The organism is Pseudomonas sp. GM25 (assembly GCF_000282255.1).
Taxonomy (GTDB): Bacteria; Pseudomonadota; Gammaproteobacteria; order Pseudomonadales; family Pseudomonadaceae; genus Aquipseudomonas; species Aquipseudomonas aphyarum.
The window spans coordinates 91018-110522 of sequence record NZ_AKJQ01000048.1 but is presented as its reverse complement, the minus strand read 5'-3'; the positions used below and the strand labels follow the sequence as shown (position 1 = coordinate 110522).

The 19505-nt window shown below is 62.7% G+C and carries 20 protein-coding genes; 7 read left to right on the top strand and 13 right to left on the bottom strand.

Annotated features, from left to right (window positions below):
* Nucleotides 1–353: 353 nt before the first annotated feature.
* The 6 genes from chrA to PMI24_RS19890 all read right to left on the bottom strand — a co-directional run bounded on the left by chrA (nucleotide 354) and on the right by PMI24_RS19890 (nucleotide 4869).
* Nucleotides 354–1700 carry a chromate efflux transporter gene (gene chrA, locus PMI24_RS19915; RefSeq protein ID WP_007957043.1) on the bottom strand — a complete coding sequence of 449 codons (1347 nt, stop codon included), beginning with the start codon at nucleotides 1698–1700 and terminating at the stop codon, nucleotides 354–356.
* 71 nt (nucleotides 1701–1771) lie between these two features.
* On the bottom strand, nucleotides 1772–2233 hold the full coding sequence (gene moaE / locus PMI24_RS19910) for a molybdopterin synthase catalytic subunit MoaE (protein ID WP_007957040.1): 462 nt from the start codon (nucleotides 2231–2233) through the stop codon (nucleotides 1772–1774).
* A gap of 3 nt (nucleotides 2234–2236) precedes the next feature.
* Nucleotides 2237–2488: a MoaD/ThiS family protein gene (locus PMI24_RS19905; protein WP_007957033.1), complete on the bottom strand. Its 252-nt coding sequence runs from the start codon at nucleotides 2486–2488 to the stop codon at nucleotides 2237–2239.
* Complete coding sequence (gene moaC, locus PMI24_RS19900) at nucleotides 2485–2970, bottom strand: cyclic pyranopterin monophosphate synthase MoaC (protein ID WP_007957031.1); 486 nt, start codon at nucleotides 2968–2970, stop codon at nucleotides 2485–2487. Before moaC ends, PMI24_RS19905 begins: the two co-directional genes overlap by 4 nt.
* Complete coding sequence (gene fdhD / locus PMI24_RS19895) at nucleotides 2967–3809, bottom strand: formate dehydrogenase accessory sulfurtransferase FdhD (RefSeq protein ID WP_007957029.1); 843 nt, start codon at nucleotides 3807–3809, stop codon at nucleotides 2967–2969. Before fdhD ends, moaC begins: the two co-directional genes overlap by 4 nt.
* A gap of 160 nt (nucleotides 3810–3969) precedes the next feature.
* Nucleotides 3970–4869 carry a LysR family transcriptional regulator gene (locus PMI24_RS19890; RefSeq protein WP_007957027.1) on the bottom strand — a complete coding sequence of 300 codons (900 nt, stop codon included), beginning with the start codon at nucleotides 4867–4869 and terminating at the stop codon, nucleotides 3970–3972.
* Nucleotides 4870–5167: 298 nt separating this feature from the next.
* On the opposite strand from PMI24_RS19890, the gene moaB reads away from it, so the two are divergent.
* Together moaB and PMI24_RS19880 are read left to right on the top strand one after the other, a co-directional pair.
* Entirely contained in the window at nucleotides 5168–5707 is a 540-nt protein-coding gene (gene moaB / locus PMI24_RS19885) for a molybdenum cofactor biosynthesis protein B (protein WP_007957025.1), read from the top strand.
* Complete coding sequence (locus PMI24_RS19880) at nucleotides 5704–6909, top strand: molybdopterin molybdotransferase MoeA (protein WP_007957022.1); 1206 nt, start codon at nucleotides 5704–5706, stop codon at nucleotides 6907–6909. The genes moaB and PMI24_RS19880 overlap by 4 nt, the downstream gene beginning before the upstream one ends.
* A 6-nt stretch (nucleotides 6910–6915) precedes the next feature.
* On the opposite strand, the gene PMI24_RS19875 is transcribed toward PMI24_RS19880, so the two are convergent.
* The 3 genes from PMI24_RS19875 to PMI24_RS19865 all read right to left on the bottom strand — a co-directional run bounded on the left by PMI24_RS19875 (nucleotide 6916) and on the right by PMI24_RS19865 (nucleotide 10635).
* A complete protein-coding gene (locus tag PMI24_RS19875) occupies nucleotides 6916–7713 on the bottom strand; it encodes a MipA/OmpV family protein (protein WP_007957020.1) in 798 nt (265 codons plus the stop codon).
* A 114-nt stretch (nucleotides 7714–7827) separates the two neighbouring features.
* Nucleotides 7828–10038 carry a TonB-dependent siderophore receptor gene (locus tag PMI24_RS19870; protein WP_007957019.1) on the bottom strand — a complete coding sequence of 737 codons (2211 nt, stop codon included), beginning with the start codon at nucleotides 10036–10038 and terminating at the stop codon, nucleotides 7828–7830.
* Nucleotides 10039–10146: 108 nt separating this feature from the next.
* Nucleotides 10147–10635 (bottom strand): GFA family protein, encoded by a 489-nt coding sequence (locus tag PMI24_RS19865; RefSeq protein WP_007957018.1) that lies wholly within the window; start codon nucleotides 10633–10635, stop codon nucleotides 10147–10149.
* 210 nt (nucleotides 10636–10845) lie between these two features.
* Here PMI24_RS19865 and PMI24_RS19860 point away from each other — a divergent pair, with 210 nt between their 5' ends.
* The 4 genes from PMI24_RS19860 (at nucleotide 10846) to PMI24_RS19845 (ending at nucleotide 15594) form a co-directional block, all read left to right on the top strand.
* Nucleotides 10846–11730: a LysR substrate-binding domain-containing protein gene (locus PMI24_RS19860; RefSeq protein WP_007957017.1), complete on the top strand. Its 885-nt coding sequence runs from the start codon at nucleotides 10846–10848 to the stop codon at nucleotides 11728–11730.
* A 99-nt stretch (nucleotides 11731–11829) separates the two neighbouring features.
* Nucleotides 11830–12945, top strand: coding sequence for an agmatine deiminase (gene aguA, locus PMI24_RS19855; protein ID WP_007957016.1), 1116 nt, complete (start codon nucleotides 11830–11832; stop codon nucleotides 12943–12945).
* Between the two features lie 2 nt (nucleotides 12946–12947).
* Nucleotides 12948–14045: an extracellular solute-binding protein gene (locus PMI24_RS19850; protein ID WP_007957015.1), complete on the top strand. Its 1098-nt coding sequence runs from the start codon at nucleotides 12948–12950 to the stop codon at nucleotides 14043–14045.
* Between the two features lie 160 nt (nucleotides 14046–14205).
* A complete protein-coding gene (locus PMI24_RS19845) occupies nucleotides 14206–15594 on the top strand; it encodes an SET domain-containing protein (RefSeq protein WP_007957014.1) in 1389 nt (462 codons plus the stop codon).
* A 129-nt stretch (nucleotides 15595–15723) separates the two neighbouring features.
* On the opposite strand, the gene PMI24_RS19840 is transcribed toward PMI24_RS19845, so the two are convergent.
* The 3 genes from PMI24_RS19840 to PMI24_RS19830 are packed head-to-tail and all read right to left on the bottom strand — an operon-like array spanning nucleotide 15724 to nucleotide 18257.
* Nucleotides 15724–16350 carry a DNA-3-methyladenine glycosylase family protein gene (locus PMI24_RS19840; protein ID WP_007957013.1) on the bottom strand — a complete coding sequence of 209 codons (627 nt, stop codon included), beginning with the start codon at nucleotides 16348–16350 and terminating at the stop codon, nucleotides 15724–15726.
* 3 nt (nucleotides 16351–16353) lie between these two features.
* Nucleotides 16354–17151, bottom strand: a complete 798-nt coding sequence (locus PMI24_RS19835) for an isocitrate lyase/PEP mutase family protein (RefSeq protein ID WP_007957012.1) — start codon at nucleotides 17149–17151, stop codon at nucleotides 16354–16356.
* A gap of 23 nt (nucleotides 17152–17174) precedes the next feature.
* Nucleotides 17175–18257, bottom strand: coding sequence for a bifunctional transcriptional activator/DNA repair enzyme AdaA (locus tag PMI24_RS19830; RefSeq protein WP_007957011.1), 1083 nt, complete (start codon nucleotides 18255–18257; stop codon nucleotides 17175–17177).
* 109 nt (nucleotides 18258–18366) lie between these two features.
* On the opposite strand from PMI24_RS19830, the gene PMI24_RS19825 reads away from it, so the two are divergent.
* Entirely contained in the window at nucleotides 18367–18780 is a 414-nt protein-coding gene (locus tag PMI24_RS19825) for a VOC family protein (protein ID WP_007957010.1), read from the top strand.
* On the opposite strand, the gene PMI24_RS19820 is transcribed toward PMI24_RS19825, so the two are convergent.
* Nucleotides 18777–19397 (bottom strand): LysE family translocator, encoded by a 621-nt coding sequence (locus PMI24_RS19820; protein ID WP_007956994.1) that lies wholly within the window; start codon nucleotides 19395–19397, stop codon nucleotides 18777–18779. The two genes, PMI24_RS19825 and PMI24_RS19820, sit on opposite strands and share 4 nt — an antisense overlap.
* Nucleotides 19398–19505 lie beyond the last annotated feature (108 nt).

Below are 19505 nucleotides of genomic sequence, written 5' to 3'. Positions count from 1 at the left end.
GCGTCCTGGCAGGGATATCGAAAAAAGAGGGGGAGCTGTCGCGATTTTTACCGGCGCGATCAGACGGGCAGGCAGATATCCGGCGGGCGTGCGGAGTGACGCAGCTTGGAGCGGCTCAGGGCCATGGGGAGATTGACGATGCGATTCATGCGCGGCCCCTGTGAAGGAGGGCGCACAGTGCAGAGACGTTCAACGATTCTGATTGTTGTAGTGACGTGCTCATGACGCGTGTTTCCGTTGGCGGAAAACGTCGGCGGCGGGAGAGTCCCGCCATGCCGGTGTGGCTGGATAGTAAGGGGGAATCCCCGGATAAGTAAACGCCTGATTCCGCGAGCGGTGGCATGCCCCACGGTTCAGCGCAGCAGGTAAAACCCCAGCCCGACGAGGGCGCAAACGATCAACACCTCGATCACGCCGCGCTTGAAAAAGAACAGGGCGAGGGCGGCCATGAGGGCCAGCACGATCGAGAAAACATCGGGCTGACCGGTAAAACCGTTGGGCCAGAACACGTGGTAAGCAAAGAAACACGCCAGATTGAGGATCACCCCGACCACCGCTGCCGTGATCGCCGTCAGTGGCGCAGTGAATTTCAGTTCGTTGTGCGTCGACTCCACCAACGGTCCGCCGGCGAGGATGAACAGGAACGAAGGCAGGAAGGTGAACCAGGTCACCAGCGTCGCGGCCAGCGCGCCGGCGGCAAACGCGTGTTCCGGGCCGAACGTCGGTTGCACGTAAGCGCCGACGAACCCGACAAACGCCACCACCATGATCAGCGGCCCCGGCGTGGTTTCGCCCAGGGCCAGGCCGTCGATCATCTGCGTCGGCGTCAGCCAGCCGTAATGCCCGACCGCGCCTTGATACACGTAAGGCAGCACAGCGTAAGCGCCGCCGAAGGTGAGCAGCGCCGCTTTGGTGAAGAACCAGCCCATTTGCGTGAAGGTGCCGCCCCAGCCGAACAGCGCCGTCAGCAACGCCATCGGCAGACACCACAGCAACGCACCGATGAGCAGTAGACGCAGCAGCCTCGGCAGGCTGAACCGCGCATGTTCGGGTGGCGGGGTGTCGTCATCGATCAGGGCCGGGCCGAAGGATTTTTCGCTGCCGCGATGACCGCCATTGCTGAAGCGCTGCGGCGCCCAGCGTCCGCCGAAATAGCCGATCAATGCCGCGCCGAGCACGATCAGCGGGAACGGCACGTTGAAGGCAAAAATCGCCACGAACGCGGCCCCGGCGATCGCCCATAACCAACTGTTCTTCAATGCGCGCGAGCCGATGCGATGGGCCGCGTGCAGCACAATCGCGGTCACCGCCGGTTTGATCCCGTAAAACACCCCGGCCACCGCCGGCACGTCGCCAAATGCAATATAAATCCAGGAAAGAGCGATCAGGATCAGCAGCGACGGCAACACAAACAGCGCCCCGGCCAGCACGCCGCCACGGGTGCGGTGCAGCAGCCAGCCGATGTAAGTCGCCAGCTGCTGGGCCTCGGGGCCGGGCAGCAACATGCAGTAGTTGAGGGCATGCAGGAAGCGCCGCTCGGAGATCCAGCGCCGGCGCTCCACCAGTTCCTGATGCATGATCGCGATCTGCCCGGCGGGGCCGCCGAAGCCGATGCAGCCGAGTTTGAGCCAGAAGGGCCAGGCCTGGCGCAGGCTGACAGGCTCTGGACGGGACAAATCCTCAGGAGGCGTTGTGCTCAAGTGCGGCTCCACGGTCGAATCGGCGGGAGTCGCTATCTAATCAGGCTTTTGTTGCAGCCGACAGAGCCCTGTCAGGCATGCGCCAAACTCCAGCGAAACGCCGCATTCTGATCACTCTCCCGCGCCTCGACCCAATGCGAACCCTGCTGCGTAGTCTCACGCTTCCAGAACGGCGCACGCGTCTTGAGCACATCCATGATGAACGCACAGGCCTCAAACGCCGCATGCCGATGCTTGCTGCTGACGCCAACGAACACGATCGGCTCGGACACCGACAGCGCACCGACCCGATGCACAATCTCCACAGCCAGCAACGGCCAACGCTCGCGGGCCTGTTCGGCAATCTGCTCCAGAGCCTTCTCGGTCATGCCCGGATAGTGCTCCAGAAACAGCTCGGTCACCGACTGCCCGACGTTCAGATCCCGCACATAACCAATGAAATTCACTACTGCGCCCACCCGAGGGTTGCGCGCATGCAAATCGGCAATCAACTGACCGGCATCGAAGCCTTTACGCTGGACTCGAACACCCATGCTTCAGCCCCCCGTGACTGGCGGGAAAAACGCGATCTCGTCGAAATCCTCGATCGCCTGATCCGGCTGGCACAGCTCCTGGTTCACCGCGCACATCAGGTTGCCGGCGCCGAGCACTTCACGCCAGACATCGCCGCGCTGCATCAGCATCTGCCGCACGTCTTCGACACAAGCGAGGGTGTCGCTGGCCGGGATCTTTTCACCGCCCAGATTGAGCCGGTCACGGTAGCTGGCGAAGTAGTTGATCAGAATCATTGCGGGTTTTCCCATTGAAAGTGGCCCGAGCGGCCGCCCTGTTTGCTCAGCAGGCGGATGTCGCCGATGACCATCGCCCGGTCCACCGCTTTGCACATGTCATAGATGGTCAGCGCGGCGACGCTGGCGGCGGTCAGGGCTTCGAGCTCGACGCCGGTCTGGCCGGTGAGGCGGCAGGTGCTGGTGATCTGCACGCGGTCCGGTTCGCAGGCCTTGAGCTCGACGTGGATCGAACTGAGCAGCAGCGCATGACATAGCGGAATCAACTCGTGGGTGCGCTTGGCTGCCTGAATCCCGGCGATACGCGCGACGGCGAACACGTCGCCCTTGGGGTGGCCGTTGGACTGGATCATTTGCAGGGTTTCCGGGCGCATCTGCACCCAGGCTTGAGCGGTGGCTTCACGGCGGGTCGCGGCTTTTTCGCTGACGTCGACCATGTTGGCGCGGCCCTGATCGTCGAGGTGGGTGAGGGTGTTGCTCATGCGGTGGGCTCCTGGATCGGGCTGTAGATTCGCGGGGCATTGCGGTGCGGGACGTGGATCAGGTTCAAGCGGTGCTTGAGCGCCCAGCGCACGGTCAGCGCAGTAGGGGCGGACAGGCTGACGAGGGTGCCGAGGCGGGCGCGCACGGCTTTGTGGATCAGTTCGAGGCTGCAACGGCTGGTGACCACGACGAAGCCCTGACGCGCATCGAGGCCTTCGAATTGCAAGGCGCCGATCAGTTTGTCGAGGGCGTTGTGGCGGCCGATGTCTTCGCGGCACAGCAGCGCTTCGCCGTCGGCGTCGAAGTACAACGCCGCGTGCAGGGCGCCGCTGCTGCGGGCCAGTTGCTGGGCCTGTTCGATGCGCTGACGAATGCCGTTGAAATGTGCGGCAGGTGGCAAGGGTGTCGGGGTCAGGATCTCGAGTTGCGGCAGCGCCTGCTCAAGGGCTTCCACGCCGCAGAGGCCGCAGCCGCTGGTGCCCGCCATCTGCCGCCGGTGATCTTTCAGGGCCCAGAACGCACGGCTGGAAATCTGTACGTCGGCCTGGCAGGCCTGGTCGAAATGGGTCAGGCGGATGTCATGGATATCGTCGAGGCGGTCGACGATGGCGTTGCTCAGGCTGAAGCCGCGAATGAAGTCCTCGATGTTGCCCGGCGAGACCATCATCACGGCTTGGTTCAAGCCGTTGTAGCTGATGGCCAGCGCGATTTCCGCCGCCAGCGCCGCGTGGGACACCGGCGCGTCGTCTAGGTATTCGCGGTAGGCCACCTGCGCCGGTTGTGGCGCGGGGGCGTTGGCGTCGCCCGGTTCGATGAGTTGTTCAACTTGGCACAGCATCTTGAAAAGTCCCCGAAGCGCTGAAGTGGAGTCAGGCTACGGGGCAGGGAAAAATGCGTCCAATCGCTTGTTCCGATGCAGTGATTGGCTTGGTCGATGACCGCAGGCGAACCTGAAGACGCTGCACCGAAGTGCAACGTTTCAGGCAACTTGGGGAGGGTTAAACGGCAGGCGCCTCGATCCCGAACATCTTCCGCGCCTCGGCAAAACACTTCTCGGCAATCGCCGAGCGCGGTTCGGTCTTGCGCATCACCAGCCCCAGCGGCGCGAGCACACTGGCATCCGGCAAATTGATGAAAGCCAGATGTTCGATCGGCTCCTCCAGACCGCTGTCCAGCGGCATGATCGAGCAGCAGAAACCCTGGTGAATCGCCTGCAGCAATTGATAGGTCGAATCGCTTTCCATGATCGGCTGCGGATTCAGCCCGCGACTGCGGAAACTCAGGTCGATGGACTTTCGGTAGTGCATGCCGGTGGTGATCATCCCCAGCGGCAGTTCGGCGGCGTCTTCCCAGCTCATTTCCGGGCCTTCGAAATGGAAGTGGCGGGTGTCGTAGAGCAGGCCGACGCGGGTTTCGCCAATCTCGAAAAACTCGAAATAGTTCGGGTTGACGTGATCCAGATAACACACGCCCAGGTCCAGCTGATTGTTGCCCAGCCCCTCGATGATCTCGTCCGAACTCAGCGACGACAGGCTGTATTTCAGCTCCGGATAAGTCCCGGACAAACCCTGAATGTAATTGACCGGATTGAAGTTGCTCAGCGGCACCAGCCCGAGGCGCAGGCTACCGACCAGTTGCCCGCGGCAGGCCGCAGCTTCGGCGAACAGCCCGTCGTGAGCGGCTAGCAGCGTGCGGGCCCAGGCCAGGACGCGCTCGCCGGCCTGGGTGAACCCTTCGAAGCGCTGGCCGCGATTGACCAGCACCAGATCCAGCTCGTCTTCCAGATTGCGCAGGCGCATCGACAGGGTCGGCTGGGTGATGTGGCAGCGCGCGGCGGCCTGGCCGAAGTGGCGGGTTTCGTCCAGCGCGATCAGGAACTTGAGTTGTTTGATGTCCACGACGGCACCTGCTCGATAAGGAATTTTGATTGAGTATTGACGCAGATGCGTACGGCGCACGGAAAGCGCAGGGAGCGACGATCCCATCGAGGGCTTTTTTCGTCCAATCGGCAGTGTTTAAGAGCCTATCGAGGGTTTCGATGACGCCCGGTTTCATTGGCCAGGACAGCGGTCGAGGCAATGAAAAAAATCACCGATAGAGCAGGTCGATAGTGCGGTTGGCCAGAGTGATTAGACAGTCCTCACAAGCGGCACTTAGGCTCGTCATCCATTGAATTGACGACGGCCGGAGAGTGCCATGAGTGTTAAATCGGATGCCTTGTTCGTTCCCCTGAATATTGCCGTGCTGACGGTCAGCGATACCCGCGATTACGCCAGCGACACCTCCGGCCAGTTGCTGGTCAGCCGCCTGCTGGAGGCCGGCCACACCTTGAGCGAACGCAATCTGCTCAAGGACGATCTGTACAAGATCCGCGCCCAGGTTGCGCACTGGATCGCCGACGACGGCATTCAAGTGGTGCTGATCACCGGGGGCACCGGTTTCACTGGCCGCGACAGCACTCCGGAAGCCGTGGCTTGCCTGCTGGACAAGCAGATCGACGGCTTTGGCGAGCTGTTCCGCGCGATCTCCATTCTCGACATCGGCACCTCGACCGTACAAAGCCGCGCGCTGGCCGGCCTGTCCAACGGCACGCTGGTGTGCTGCCTGCCGGGTTCCACCGGCGCCTGCCGCACCGCGTGGGAAGGCATCCTTGCCGAACAACTGGATAACCGTCATCGCCCGTGCAACTTCGTTCCGCACCTCAAACCGGTGCAAGCCTGCGGGCCGCGCGGATGAGCAAGCCTGGGTTGATGCCGGTCGAGGATGCGCTCGACCAACTGCTGGCGATGGCCGATGAACAACGCCTGCCGGACAGCGAATCGGTACCGCTCAATGAGGCGCGTGGACGCGTGCTAGCCAGCGATCTGGTCGCCACCCTCGACCTGCCGCCGTGGCCGAACAGCGCCATGGACGGTTACGCCTTGAACCTCGCCGACCTGCATCGCCAGCCATTGAGCGTGTCGCAACGGGTCTACGCCGGGCTGGCGCCGGATGCGTTGCTGCCCGGCACTTGCGCACGAATCTTCACCGGCGCGCCGCTGCCCAATGGCGCCAATTGCGTGGAGATGCAGGAAAACGTCGAGGTGCTGGAGGATGGTCGTGTCCGTTTCCTGCAACCGCTGAAAGTCGGCCAGAACATCCGCGCCCAGGGCCAGGAGAACCGCGTCGGCGACACTTTGCTGCGCGCCGGCAAACGCCTCGGCCCGTTCGAACTGGCCGTCGCCGCAGGGCAGGGCGTGACGCATCTGCCGGTGGTGCGTCGTCCGCGCGTGGCATTGCTGTCGACCGGTGATGAGCTGGTGGAGCCGGGGCAACCGCTGCGTCCCGGCAGCATCTACAACAGCAACCGCACCTTGCTCGATCACTGGTTGCGCGAACTGGGTTGCGAAGTGATCGACGCCGGGATTCTGCCCGATCGCCCGGCGCAGACCCGGCTCAAACTCGAACAGTTGCAGGTGGCGGCCGATCTGATTCTGACTACGGGCGGCGTGTCTGCCGGTGATGCCGATTGTCTCGGCCAAGTGCTGCGCGACAACGGCAAACCGTTGCTGTGGAAACTCGCGATCAAACCCGGCAAACCGCTGACGGTCGGGCATTTCGGCACAGTGCCGGTGATCGGCCTGCCGGGCAACCCGACCTCGGCGCTGGTGACCTTCGGCCTGCTCGCGCGCCCGTACCTGCTGCGCATTCAAGGCGTGGAAGAGGTGATGCCGCTGAGCTTCACGGTCAACGCCGGGTTCGACTGGCCGAAACCCGGCAGCCGTCGCGAATACCTGCGGGTGCGTCTAGAGGGCGGGCAGGCGGCGCTGTATCCGAACCAGAGTTCCGGGGTTCTGCTCGGCGCCACCTGGGCCGACGGGCTGGTGGAAATCCCCGAGAACAGCACCTTGCAGAGGGGTGATCCGCTGCGGTTCATCCCGTTCAGCGAGCTGTTCTGAGCACGATCAAAAGGTGTAGACCACTTGCCCGGCGAGTGAGGCCTGCAACCGGCGCTCGACTATCGGGCTGTCTGCCGCTTCGTGGCTCAGGTACTGCACCGCCAGAACGGTCGACACGCTCCATTGCTCATCCAGCGGCAACGACCAGGTCAGGTCCGCACCGCGACTGACCAACCCGGCCCGGGCCTTGTACGCGCGAAACTGACTGCGCGAGGCCTGGGCATCGCTGACGCCGTACCAGGTGCGCATGTAATTGCTGTCACCGAACTGGCTGTTGAGGCCGCCGGTAATCTTGCCGTAACGGCCTTCGTAGAACGGCGCGCTGATGCTCAGCTTGAGGCGGTTCCACGACGAGCCGGTGTCGTGGTCATCGTCGTCCTTTTCCAGCGCATGCTCGAAACTCGCGCCGAGAATGATCGGGCCCATGTGATACGTGCCGTCGAGCCCGATCACCGGGCGCGACTTGATCGAGCCCATGCCGTTGAGCTCGTCCGAGCCTTTGAATCCGGTCTTGCGATCCTTGCGCACGTCGCTGGCGCCGACGTAGACGCTGAGGCCGAAATCCTCTTCGTCGAAGCCCCAGCCGAGGCCTCGGCTGCTGTCGAGAAACACGCCGTAAGGGCTGACGACTTCCACGCCCACCAATGGCGCCACCACCCGCTCATCACTGCCGCTGTAACGCGGCGCACTGGCCGCACCAGCGCGCAGGGTGGCGTGCCAGTCTTCGGCGCGCAGCGAGTCGCCCGGCAGCAGCAGGCAGAGGGAGGTCAAGGACAGCGAGAATGTGCGTAACGAAACCGGCATGGGGCACCCGAGGGGGAGGTTGGATGCGCCCATGCTAGTGAGGTGGCGGCCGGCAATCTTTGGCAGCTTTGTCGGGAAACTGTCAAAGACTGTGAAGCCGTCAGTTGCGCTGAATCAGAAGTCCCATTTGGTGGTGAGCATCAGGTTGCGCGGCTCGCCGTAGAACGTGGTGTCGAAGTTGCCGAGGCCCGTCAGGTACTTCTTGTCGAACACGTTGTTGGCGTTGACGGTGAAGCTCAGGTGCTCGTTGTACTGATAGCGGGTCATCAGGTCGACCAGGGTGTAGCCGCCCTGTTTGATGCGCGTGTAATCGCCGGCCGGAGCGCTGTAGATCTTGCCGTAGAACGCGCTCTGCCAGCTGATGCCGCCACCGACGGTGACCTTGTCGAGCATGCCCGGCAAACGATAGGTGGTGAAGGTGCGCACCACGTGTTCCGGTTTGGTGGTGGACAGCGGGTAGCCGTAGATCCGCTGTTCGTCGGCATCGCGGGTGCGGGCGTAGGTGTAGCCGGCGGAGACGTTCCAGCCGTCGGCCAGTTCACCGGCCAGTTCCAGTTCGACGCCTTTGGTAGTCGCGCCGTCGATGGCTTTGTAGATGCCTTCGTTGGTGACGGCGTTGGTGCCGATCGACTCGGCTACGCCGTCCTGCTCAATGCGGAAAAACGCCAGGCTGGCATTCAGGCGACCGTCGAAGTACGCCGCTTTCAGGCCGGCTTCATAGCTGTCGCCTTCCACCGGGGCCAGGGTCGAGCCGTTGATGTCCTTGTAGGTTTGCGGCTGGTAGATGCTGGTGTAGCTGGCGTACACCGAGTAGGTGTCGTCGAGGTCATAGACCAGCCCGGCGTATGGCGTGACCACGCCGTGTTCCTTGTAGCTGGCGTGGGTGTCGTCGAGGCCGGCACCGGCGTTGTAGCGGTAGTCTTCGTTGTATTTGAAGGTGCTCAGGCGGCTGCCGAGGATCACCGACAAATCGTCGGTCGGGTGCAGGCGGGTGGCCAGGTAAACGCCGTTCTGGCTCTGGGTGCGCTCGTATTTGCCGTTCTTCGGGAAGTCCTGTTTCGGCAGGTCTCCGTTCCAGTCGTAAATGCTGCCGGGCACCAGTTCGAAAGCGCTGGTGTCGTAGGTCGAACCGGTCTGGCGCGAGTGCGAGGTCATCACGCCGGCGATCAGCTCATGCTCGCGGCCGACGAGGGTGAACGGGCCGGAGACGTTGACGTCAGCAGTGTTCTGCACCCGATGACCTTCCCAGCGGCCCCAATACAGGAACATGCCTTCGCCGGTGGCGCGATCCGGGTTGCCGCCGCTGGCCGAGGCGAGTCGAGTGTCGTGGTCGGTGGTTTTTTGGTCGAGGCTGACCTTGAATTTCCAGTCGTTGGCCAGCGCCTGTTCCAGCGAGGCGAAGTAGGTGATGTTGTCGAAGTCGCGACGGCTCCAGTCGGCGCCGCTGTTGAAGTGGCGCGGGAAGTCGGTGCGGCCGCCGTCGGCGAAATACACCGGATTGCCGGTCCACGAGGTACCGCGCGGGGTGGTGCTGGACTTGTCGATGCCGAAGGTCAGCAGGGTGTCGTCGGTCAGGTCGGCTTCGAGGATGCCGTAGAACAGATCCTTCTTCTGGCTGTAGTGATCGAGATAGGAATTCTTGTCCGAATAGGCGCCGACAAAGCGGCCGCGCACATTGCCCGAATCGGTCAGCGAACCGGAAATATCGCCGACGGTGCGATAGGCATCCCACGAACCGACGGTGCCGCTGATCGAGGCCTTGAACTCCTTGGTCGGCTTCTTGCGGATCAGGTTGACCGTGGCCGACGGATCGCCCGAGCCGGTCATCAGGCCGGTGGCGCCCTTGATCACTTCCACACGGTCGATGCTGGAGGCGTCGTCGCCGTTGTTCGGGTTCTCGCCGTAGACGCCGTCGTAGGGCAGGTTGACGCCGTCGTACTGGAAGTTGGTGATGGCAAAACCGCGAGCGGAAAACTCGGTGCGGTCGCTGTCGTATTTCTGGGTCGAGATGCCCGGTGTGTTGCGCAGCGCATCGCCGACACTCTGCACACCACGGTCGTCCATTTGCTGGCGGGTGATCACCGTCACCGATTGCGGGGTTTCGCGGATCGACAACGGCAAACCGGTGGCCGAGGACGTCGCGCCGGTGGTGTAAGACTGTGTGCCTTCGGTGGTCGCACCCAGGCCTTGGGCGGAAATATTGGTCGCCCCCAGTTGCAGGGTTTCTTTTTTGGCCGGGGCTTCAGCGGCGTGGGCGGTGGCGGCAAAACTCACAACGGCCAGCGCCAGCGGGCGCAAGGCAAAACGGAAACGGACGTGCGACATGGAGATCCCTTTGCATCGAATCGATCGGTAGTTGAAGTGCTTCTGGTGGGTTAACCGAACGAGCGATGCAAAAGGGAACTGCGGTCTGAAAATAAACGGAATCGATGCTCAGCGAGTCAGGCCAAGGCGTTCATGCCACTGGGCGATGGACTCTTCGGGGTAAACGTCGAATTGCTGATCCCTGGCGCTCGCTTGCACTTCGACCCACGGGGCCCTGGAGCCGAGCATCAGATGGGTGTGTTCCGGCGGCACCGGCAGCGGCGTGTCGATGGCCGAGGCGAACGGGTGGATCAGCTCCGGCCACTCCGGGCTGAACAGCCACAGACCGCTGCCGCACAGCGAGCAGAAGTGCCGCTCGGCGGTGCTGCGGTGGGCGCGGGCTTCGCCTTCGTCTTTCATTTTCGCGTGGTAGATCGTGATGTGTTTGCGCCCGCGCACCTTAAGGCTGGCCGCATCGCCACCGAGATTGATCGCAAAGCCGCCACCGCCCTGGGTCTTGCGGCAGATCGAGCAGTAGCAGCGCTGATAAGGGTAGGGGTGGGCGCTGTCGAGGGTGAATGAAACCGCGCCGCAGTGGCAGGAGCCTTCGAGGTGCATGAGTGGCCTCCAGTTTTTTTTTGTCGGTGCGATTCAGCCTAGAAGAGATGTCGTGTCTGTGCCGCCGCTATCGCGAGCAACCTCGCTCCCACAGTTGGAACGCATTTCAAGTGTGGGAGCGGGCTTGCTCGCGAAGAACGATAACGCGGTGCAACTGGACGCCCGCGCAAAGCCCGGTCAGCATGTCCGCAAAAAAAGGGACCCAAACCCATGCGCCGATTACCTTCACTGGCCGCCCTGCGAACCTTCGAATGCGCTGCCCGTCACGCGCACTTCGGTCGGGCCGCCGCCGAGCTGTGCGTCACTGACAGCGCCGTCAGCCACCAGATCCGCCAGCTCGAAGAGCAACTGGGCGTGTCGCTGTTCATCCGCGAGAGCCGGCAGATTCGCCCGACCATCGCCGCCGGGCGCTTGATGCAGAGCCTGCAACAGGCCTTCGAGCTGATCGGCGATGCCTGCGACGAGTTGCGCGATCCATCCTCGCTCGCGGTGTTGCGGCTGGCGGTCACGGCGGAACTGGCGCAGAAGTGGCTGATGAACCGTCTCACCGATTTCTACGCGCGTTATCCGCACATCACCTTGCATCTCTACGAACAACCGATCGATGCCACCGCGCCCGGCGAAGACATCGATCTGGCCATCACCTACGGCACCGGCCCGGTGGACAGCAGCGCGTATTTCGTCCGCCCGTTGCCAGCGTTGCAGTTTTTCCCGGTGTGTAGCCCCGGCCTGTTCAACCAGGGCAACCTGAAAACCCCGAAAGAACTGGCCCGGCATTGCCTGCTGCACGACGATCAGGACGGCAAGACCTGGACCGCGTGGCTGACCAGCCATGCCGGCGACCTGCGCCCGGAGCGCCAGTTGTATTTCGCCCACGCCGGTCTGGCGCTGGAGGCTGCAGCACAAGGGCAGGGCGTTGCGATGGGCGACAACCTCACGGCGCAGGAGGATTTGCAGAACGGCCGTCTGGTGCGCCCGTTCACCTCCAGCATGACCGCGCTGGGCCAATACGCGCTGGTCTGCGAGCGAGTGCGGCTGGAGCGTCCGGCGGTGGCGCAGATGCTGGAATGGTTCAACGATCAACTGGCGGATTGATGAGTTGAATTCAACTGTTCCGAAATAATCATCGTTGGCGGCGCGACGGCCCGCGACCGTAGCCTGAGGTCATTCCCATCCCGACGACGAGGTTTGACCATGGCACGTTTGCTCGACTCCACCCCGAAACAGGACGGCTTCCGTCTGCCCGGCGAATTCGAAGCCAAATCCGGTTGCTGGCTCGGCTGGCCGGAGCGTACCGACGTCTGGCGCAACGGCGCCAAGCCTGCGCAGAAAGTCTGGGTGCAGATCGTCACCGCGATCTCCCACAGCGAACCGGTGACGGTCTGCGCTTCGGCATCCCAGTTCGCCACCGCCCGCCGTCAGTTGCCGCCGCAAGTGCGGGTGGTGGAGATGACCTGCAACGACACCTGGTTCCGCGACAGCGGCCCGTGCTTTGTGGTCAACGACCAGAGCGGTGAAGTGCGTGGCGTCGACTTCGAATTCAACGCCTACGGCGGCCTCGACGGCGGGCTCTACTACCCGTGGGACAAGGACGACCAGATCGCCAGCAAAATCCTCGAAATCGAACGCTTCGACCGTTATCGCGCGCCATTGATTGCCGAACTCGGCGGCATCCAGAGTGACGGCCAGGGCAGCATCCTCACCACCGAGCAATGCCTGCTCAACCGCAATCGCAACCAGCACCTGGGCAAGGACGAAGTGACCCGCCGGCTGACCGATTACCTCGGCGCCGAGCAAGTGATCTGGCTGCCACGCGGTTGCAAGTTCGACGAAACCGACGGCCATGTCGACGACCTCGCGTGCTTCGTGCGCCCCGGCGAAGTGGTGCTGCAATGGACCGACAACCGCGACGATCCGCAGTGGGAAATCTATCAGGAGGCCTACGACATCCTGCGCAGCACCCGCGACAGCCGTGGCCGCGAACTGATCGTGCACAAGCTGCCGCAACCGGACGTGCTGGAGTGGACCGCCGAAGAAGCCGAAGGCCTCGATCAGCAGGACAGCACTCACACCCGCCAGGCCGGCACCAAAATCTGTGCGTCGTACATCAACTACTACGCCGGCAACAGTTCGATCGTGGTGCCGCTGTTCGGTGATCGCAACGATCAGGTGGCGCTGGCGACCCTCGCCGAACTGTTCCCGCAGCACAAGATCGTCGGCATCGAAAACTCCCGGGAAATCCTGCTCGGTGGCGGCAACGTCGCGTGCATCACCATGCCGCAATACGCCGGCCAGAAAAAAGGAGCCTGACCATGGGCCTGCACAAACTGAGTAAAGCGTTATTGCTGGTGCTTGCACCCCTGTGTGTGCAGGCTGCCGAAACGGCGAAACCGGTGGTCAACCTGTACATCTGGGGCGAGTACCTGGCCCCGGATACCCTGAAGAATTTCGAGGCGAAAACCGGGATCCGGGTGGTCGCCGATCACTTCGATTCACTGGAAACCGTCGAGACCAAACTGCTCACCGGCCGCAGCGGCTACGACCTGGTGCTGACTGCCGGCCAGCACTTGTCGCGGGCCATCGAGAGCGGCGCGATCCAGACGTTGAACAAGCAGCAGCTCCCGCACTTTGCCGGGGTTGGCGACGAATTTCGTCAGCACATGGCGGTGTTCGATCCGGGCAACCGCTACGCCGGGATCTACGCCTGGGGCACCACCGGCGTCGGCTATCAGGAGGAGGCCGTGCAGCAGCGCCTGCCGGACGCGCCGAGGGACAGCTGGGCGATGCTGTTCGATCCGGCGGTGGTGTCGAAATTCGCCGATTGCGGGGTGAGCCTGCTCAACGATCCGAACGAAGTGTTCGCCGCGGTCATGAAGTACATGGGCCTGGACATCAACCGCCAGAGCCTCGATGACCTGAAACTCGCCGAACAGCAACTGGCGAAGATCCGCCCGTACATCCGCTATTTCGACAATGACCTCAACATCAGCGACCTGGCCAACGGCAACACCTGCGTGGCGATGTCGTGGAACGGCAACGTTGCCATCGCGGCAGGTCAGGCCGAAGCGGCGAAAAAACCGTTCAAGTTGAACTACCGGATCCCGAAGGAGGGCACGCTGATCTGGTTCGATGCCATGGTCATTCCCAAGGATGCGCCGCATCCCGAGGCTGGATTGGCATTGATGGATTACCTGATGACGCCTGAGGTGATCGCGCCGATCACCGACACCATTCACTACGCCAACGCGATCACAGCGGCGGATGGCTTGATCGATCCGGCGATTCGCAATGATCCGGGGACTTATCCGCCCGAGGCAGTGAGGGCTTCGCTGTACAGCAAGAACGACAATGGCAAGGCGTTCAACCGGGCATTGATTCGGGCATTCAGCCGGTTGAAGTCGGGGTTGTGAACGGGCGCCGGGAATCATCTTGAAGCGGTTTGTGCGTGGGCGTGTGAGGGTGAGTCTGGTAGTTTTTTCGCCATGGATCTGAACCGGCAATGACGCCGGATGCCCTCTCGGCTCCTGACTTTTCAGGATCTGGAGTGGCCAACTTTCAAGGAAGAAAAACATGCCAATCAAACCGCCGGTCAAGGGCTCGGGCCCGGTCGATATTCATCTGAAACCTTCCAGCGATGGCTCTGTGTCGGGGCCGGTGATTCGACCGAGTGTCCACGGCAATCTGCCAGAGCCGCCCGCAATTTTCAGTGGCGCACGGACGCCCCATCACAGCGGCGCAGAGGTCGTCAGCCCGCCGTCATCGATCACATTTCGCGATGCACTGCCGGTAGTGGAGGTCGCGCCCACCGTCGGGCAACTGCCGCTGGAGGCGTATCACGTCCCGGCGGCGAGCCGGCTGACAGACATCGACGCCGACGGCTTCAGGACGTTCAAGGGGCGTCAGTTCGCCGAATTGCCCGGTCAGGGCATCGTTCAGGTCGGCGCCGACCCGCAAACCGGTTTGTACCGGGCCAGACTGGCCAGCGAACTCAATCCTTCCGGCCCGGTGCTGGAGCGCGACAGCGACGGCAAGCTCTGGCACCCGCTGGAAGAATTTGCCACCGACCGTTTTCGCACCCCCGACCCGCGAAGCGAAGCCGCCTCGACACTGGAAGCCATGCCGCATCCGGAGGGCGACGAAGGACGGGCTCGTGCGGACGACGCCGACGACGAATTCGAGATTGCCTCCGAATCGATGCCGGTCAAGCCCTACACCGATCAGGAACTGGCGACCATGCGCGATGAAGTGCGCTATTCCTTTCGGGGCAATCGCCTGGGCACCTACGATCGTGCCAACAACGGCAAATACCCGCTGCGCGACACCCTGGGCAGACCGGTGCGGATCCGCAAGCTGGAGACATTGGTCACACTGACCACCGGGGAGCGTTTCCGCTCGGAGCCGATCAAGCCCTACATCAAGTTCGAAGGATATGAAGACGTCGCGAGGCTCTACGAAGAGAAACTCGAGCTGCGCACCTTTACCGAGGCCGACATGAAGGTCCCTGGCGAAAAAGCGCTGATCGGACAACTCATGGTGGTCGCCAACAAACGAATCAGCAAAGGCGAGGCGCTGGGCCTCTACGGCGGGACGCTCAGCCCGGTGCGTCTGGTACGACGCGAAGAACAGACGTTCACCATGCTGGCGGGTTTCAGCGTGCATTACACACCAGGAAAGTTTGTTGAAGATCCAGTTGTGGTCATCGGCGACAACATCATTTCGCGGATCAACTCGAACTTCGAATACGACGCCACCGGCAAACCGATCCATCAATCGCCGGACGGCTATAACGTGCAGATCGTCGGGTTCAAAGTCGAAGCGGACATGCTGATCGGCGACCGGCTGGTCAACCGGCCCTACATGTTGAACGCGCTGTTTGCCTCGGAGGATATTGCGGCGGGAACCGAGTTGCGCTGGAACTACAACTATTCGGACAAAGAGATGAAGATGATCTTTCCGTAGAAGCCAAAGGCAGAGCCCGCCGACCTTACACATCGAGCTGATATTCCCAATCGATCAACGATTCAGTAAAACCGGATCAAGTCGGCGTATATCTGAAATATCCCCCTAGCCCTCTCCCTTGGGAGAGGGCTAGGGGAAGGGGCTTTTCGGCACCCGCCACAAATACCAGGCCGCCACCGTCCGAAACGGCTTCCAGTCCAACCCGATCTCAATCATCTGCCTGCGCGTCGGCTGCACCTCCAGCCCCTTCAACCGCCGATACCCCTCGCGAACCCCAAAGTCATCCGCTGGCAGAATATCCGGCCGCTCCAGGCTGTAGATCAGCAACATCTCAACGGTCCAGCGCCCAACCCCGCGCAGGCTGACCAACCGCTCGATCAGCGCCTCATCCTCCATCGCCAGCGCCGTGGCGTAATCCGGCACCACACCGTCCAGAGTCGCCTGGGCAATCCCCTGAATCGTCGCAATCTTGCCCGTCGAAAACCCGCAACCGCGCAATTGATCGAAGTCCGTCGCCAGAATCTGCTCCGGACGCGGAAACGTCTGCCCGGGAAACAACCCCACCAAGCGCCCGACAATCGCATCGCCAGCCTTGGCATGCAGTTGCTGATAGGCAATCGCCCGCACCAGCGACTCATAGGGATCGCGCGCGGGGTGCGGCTGATGCAGGCAGGGGCCGATGGCAGCAATGTGGCGCTGCCAGTCGGCGTCGAGGCTGGCCAGAAATTCGCTGGCCGGTTGGTAGGGATCGGACATGGGTTACTTCAGCAGACCGTTGACTTCGCCGTAGGTGAAGGCCTTGAGGTCATGGGTGTCGAGCTTGCCGCTGGCGAGGAAGCTTTTCACCAGCGAGCCCATGGCGCCGTACATGAATTCGGCGATGCCGGAACCTGCGCTCAAGCGGCGCACGCCGAGGGCTATCAACTCTTCGGGGGAAGGCAGGCAAGCGAAGCCCAGAACGTTGACCGGCAAAGTCGTCCCCTTGCAGATCGCTTCGATTTCGTAGGCGGACGTCACGCCGGCAGCGAACAGTCCATCCGCCCCGGCCGCCTGATACAGCGCCGCGCGGTGCAGGGTTTCGGCGACACGATCCTCGGCCGGCACCAGACTTTTGAGGTAAACGTCGGTGCGGGCATTGATGAACAGCTTCACATTGCGCTTGTCGGCCACTTGCCGCGCGACTTCGATCTTGCGCACCAGCAGTTCCGGCGTGCCGCTGCCGTCTTCGATATTGATCCCGACCGCACCCGCTGCGATCACCGCGTCTATCACTTCAGCGACCCGGTCGAGGTCATCGGAATAACCGGCCTCGATGTCCACGCTCAACGGCACCTTGATGACCCGGGCAATCGACTCCACTGTGCTGATCAAACGCTCCAGCGGCAGGGTGTTGCCGTCCGGATAACCGTGGGCCCAGGCGACAGCGGCGCTGCTGGTGGCGACAGCTTTGCCACCCAACTGCTCGACCAGCCGCGCACCGGTGGCGTCGGCGACGTTGGTCAGGATCAGCAGGCCATCGTGGTGCAACTGGTGAAACTGAGTGTCGAGCGCGTTCATCGAGATCCCTTCTTGTCGGTTGTTCAGAAAGCCAGTGGTTGCGTCAGTTGCACGGCGGCGTTTTCCAGCCGAAGCAAGAACGCCTTGCGCGGTTGCCCACCACCATAGCCCGTCAGCGAGCCGTCCGCACCGATCACCCGATGGCACGGCACCACGATCGACAGCCGATTGTGCCCGTTGGCCAGCCCCACCGCGCGACTGGCGCCGGGTTTGCCCAGCCGTGCGGCGATGGTGCCGTAAGTGCTGGTGTGGCCGTAGGGGATTTGCCGCAGTTCGCTCCAGACCTGGCGGGCAAACTCGCTGCCGGGCAGGTGCAGCGGCACGCTGAATTCGCTCAGCTTGCCGGCGAAGTACAGCGCCAGCTCGTTTTCGATCTGCTGCAAATGCGCGCTGTGCCCCGGTGCGACCACGTAGCCGTAGCGGTTCTGCAACTCTTCGACTTCGCGGGTCAGCGCCGGACGGTCGAGAAACTCCAGCAGCACCAGCCCGCGTCGCTCGGCCATGGCGATCATCGGCCCCAGCGGCGTGGTCAGGCGGGTGAACAGCAGCGGCTCGCTGGCTGCCGCGCGTCCCGGCGTGATGTGGAACGACTTCTGGAACGCATCGCGAAAACCGCTGAGGGATTCATAGCCGGAATCGAACGCCGCGTGGTCGATGGACGTGCCTTGCTTGATCCCGCCCAGCGCCACACCGAGCCGCCGGGTGCGCAGCCACGCATGGAAAGTCATGCCGAAATGCTGTTTGAACCAGCGCCGCAATTTCAGCGGTTCAATACCTTCGGCGAGCAATTGCGCATCGCTCCAGCGCACCTCCGGATCAGCGTCGACGGCTTTCAATAGCCGTTGCACCCAGTCCGGGGCGATGGCCGCGGCGTCCAGCGGTTTGCAGCGCAAACAGGCGCGATAGCCGGCGGACAGGCAGTCATCAGCGTGGGCGAAGAACTCGACGTTTTCCGGCTTCGGCTTGCGCGCCGTGCAGGTAGGGCGGCAAAAGATCCCGGTGGTTTTCACGGCCGTGAAGAACACGCCTTCATAGGCAGTGTCGCTTGCGAGCATGGCGCGAACCATTTCGGCGTGAGGGGGCAGGACAGCGGTCTGTATGTTCATGGGCCGAGGATAAAACCAGTTATTCGATGGCTCCACCGAAAAATCGACAGTGAATTTTCGGGCCGCTGCACTACAGTGATCGGGTCGCTACAACTCGGGAAATGAAGGTATGCCACCGTTCACGATTCACCACATCGATCACATCGTGCTGCGCGTTGCCGATCTGCAACGCAGTATTGATTTCTACGACCGGGTCTTCGGCGCCGAAGTGGTCAAGCGCAACGAAAAATTCGGCCTGGTGCACCTGCGTGCCGGCACGTCGATGATCGATCTGGTCGACCTCGACGGCGAAATCGGCCGCAAGGGCGGCGCCGCTGCCGGCAGCGAACGGCGCAACGTCGATCACTTCTGCCTGCGCATCGAGCCGTTCGATGAAGCGGCACTGGTCAGCCATCTGCAAGCCTGCGGCCTGACCGTCGAAAAAGCCGCCACCCGTTTTGGCGCCGAGGGCTACGGCCTGTCGCTGTACTGCTTCGACCCGGACGGCAATCAGGTCGAACTCAAAGGCCCGTCCGAAGCTTAGGCCCGTTTGGCCATCAGCAACACCGAAGCCGCCGCCGACAGCAACCCCGCGCAGCAACGGTTGAAGATCCGTTTGCCGCGCGGCTCGGCGAACCAGCGGCGCATATGCAGGCCCATGTAGGCGTAGGCGCTGATGGCGATCCATTCCAGCAGCAGGAACAGCACGCCCAGCAGCATGAACTGCGGGGTGATGGCGCGGGTCGGGTCGACGAATTGCGGCAGGAATGCGGTGAAGATCAGTATTGCCTTGGGATTGCCCGCCGCCACTAAAAACTCCTGACGCGCCAGGGCCAGAAGCCCGCTCGCCGGCGCAGTCACCGCGTCTTCGGCGGCAGGATTGGCCCGCCACAGTTGCCACGCCAGATACAACAGATACCCCGCGCCGACAATCTTGATCCCATAGAACAACAGTTCAGAGGTTTGCAGCACCACTGCCAGCCCCGCCGCCGCGAGGGCGATCATCCCGGCGAACGCAAGCAAACGGCCGACCCCGGCCACGCAGGCGCGACGATAGCCGTAGCGAGTGGCGTTGCTGACCGACAGCAGGTTGTTCGGCCCCGGCGCCATGTTCAAGGCGAAACAGGCAGGCAGAAACAGGGAGAGGGTGGCGAGATCCATGGGGCGGGCTCCGGTGACTGGAGCGCTATTTTTATCACGCGGGCGTGCGGCACTGAACCGTACAGTCAGGCAGCAGTGTCGCGGTACAGCGACGGTCGGGCGTAAATC

Excerpts from the sequence above, each read along its gene's own strand:
- moaE (WP_007957040.1), bottom strand. The coding sequence starts at position 2,233 with ATGGGTGTTCGAGTCCAGCGTAAAGGCTTCGATGCCGGTCAGTTGATT.
- PMI24_RS19905 (WP_007957033.1), bottom strand. The coding sequence starts at position 2,488 with ATGATTCTGATCAACTACTTCGCCAGCTACCGTGACCGGCTCAATCTG.
- moaC (WP_007957031.1), bottom strand. The coding sequence starts at position 2,970 with ATGAGCAACACCCTCACCCACCTCGACGATCAGGGCCGCGCCAACATG.
- fdhD (WP_007957029.1), bottom strand. The coding sequence starts at position 3,809 with ATGCTGTGCCAAGTTGAACAACTCATCGAACCGGGCGACGCCAACGCC.
- moaB (WP_007957025.1), top strand. The coding sequence starts at position 5,168 with ATGAGTGTTAAATCGGATGCCTTGTTCGTTCCCCTGAATATTGCCGTG.
- PMI24_RS19880 (WP_007957022.1), top strand. The coding sequence starts at position 5,704 with ATGAGCAAGCCTGGGTTGATGCCGGTCGAGGATGCGCTCGACCAACTG.
- PMI24_RS19875 (WP_007957020.1), bottom strand. The coding sequence starts at position 7,713 with ATGCCGGTTTCGTTACGCACATTCTCGCTGTCCTTGACCTCCCTCTGC.
- PMI24_RS19870 (WP_007957019.1), bottom strand. The coding sequence starts at position 10,038 with ATGTCGCACGTCCGTTTCCGTTTTGCCTTGCGCCCGCTGGCGCTGGCC.
- PMI24_RS19865 (WP_007957018.1), bottom strand. The coding sequence starts at position 10,635 with ATGCACCTCGAAGGCTCCTGCCACTGCGGCGCGGTTTCATTCACCCTC.
- PMI24_RS19860 (WP_007957017.1), top strand. The coding sequence starts at position 10,846 with ATGCGCCGATTACCTTCACTGGCCGCCCTGCGAACCTTCGAATGCGCT.
- aguA (WP_007957016.1), top strand. The coding sequence starts at position 11,830 with ATGGCACGTTTGCTCGACTCCACCCCGAAACAGGACGGCTTCCGTCTG.
- PMI24_RS19850 (WP_007957015.1), top strand. The coding sequence starts at position 12,948 with ATGGGCCTGCACAAACTGAGTAAAGCGTTATTGCTGGTGCTTGCACCC.
- PMI24_RS19845 (WP_007957014.1), top strand. The coding sequence starts at position 14,206 with ATGCCAATCAAACCGCCGGTCAAGGGCTCGGGCCCGGTCGATATTCAT.
- PMI24_RS19840 (WP_007957013.1), bottom strand. The coding sequence starts at position 16,350 with ATGTCCGATCCCTACCAACCGGCCAGCGAATTTCTGGCCAGCCTCGAC.
- PMI24_RS19835 (WP_007957012.1), bottom strand. The coding sequence starts at position 17,151 with ATGAACGCGCTCGACACTCAGTTTCACCAGTTGCACCACGATGGCCTG.
- PMI24_RS19830 (WP_007957011.1), bottom strand. The coding sequence starts at position 18,257 with ATGAACATACAGACCGCTGTCCTGCCCCCTCACGCCGAAATGGTTCGC.
- PMI24_RS19825 (WP_007957010.1), top strand. The coding sequence starts at position 18,367 with ATGCCACCGTTCACGATTCACCACATCGATCACATCGTGCTGCGCGTT.
- PMI24_RS19820 (WP_007956994.1), bottom strand. The coding sequence starts at position 19,397 with ATGGATCTCGCCACCCTCTCCCTGTTTCTGCCTGCCTGTTTCGCCTTG.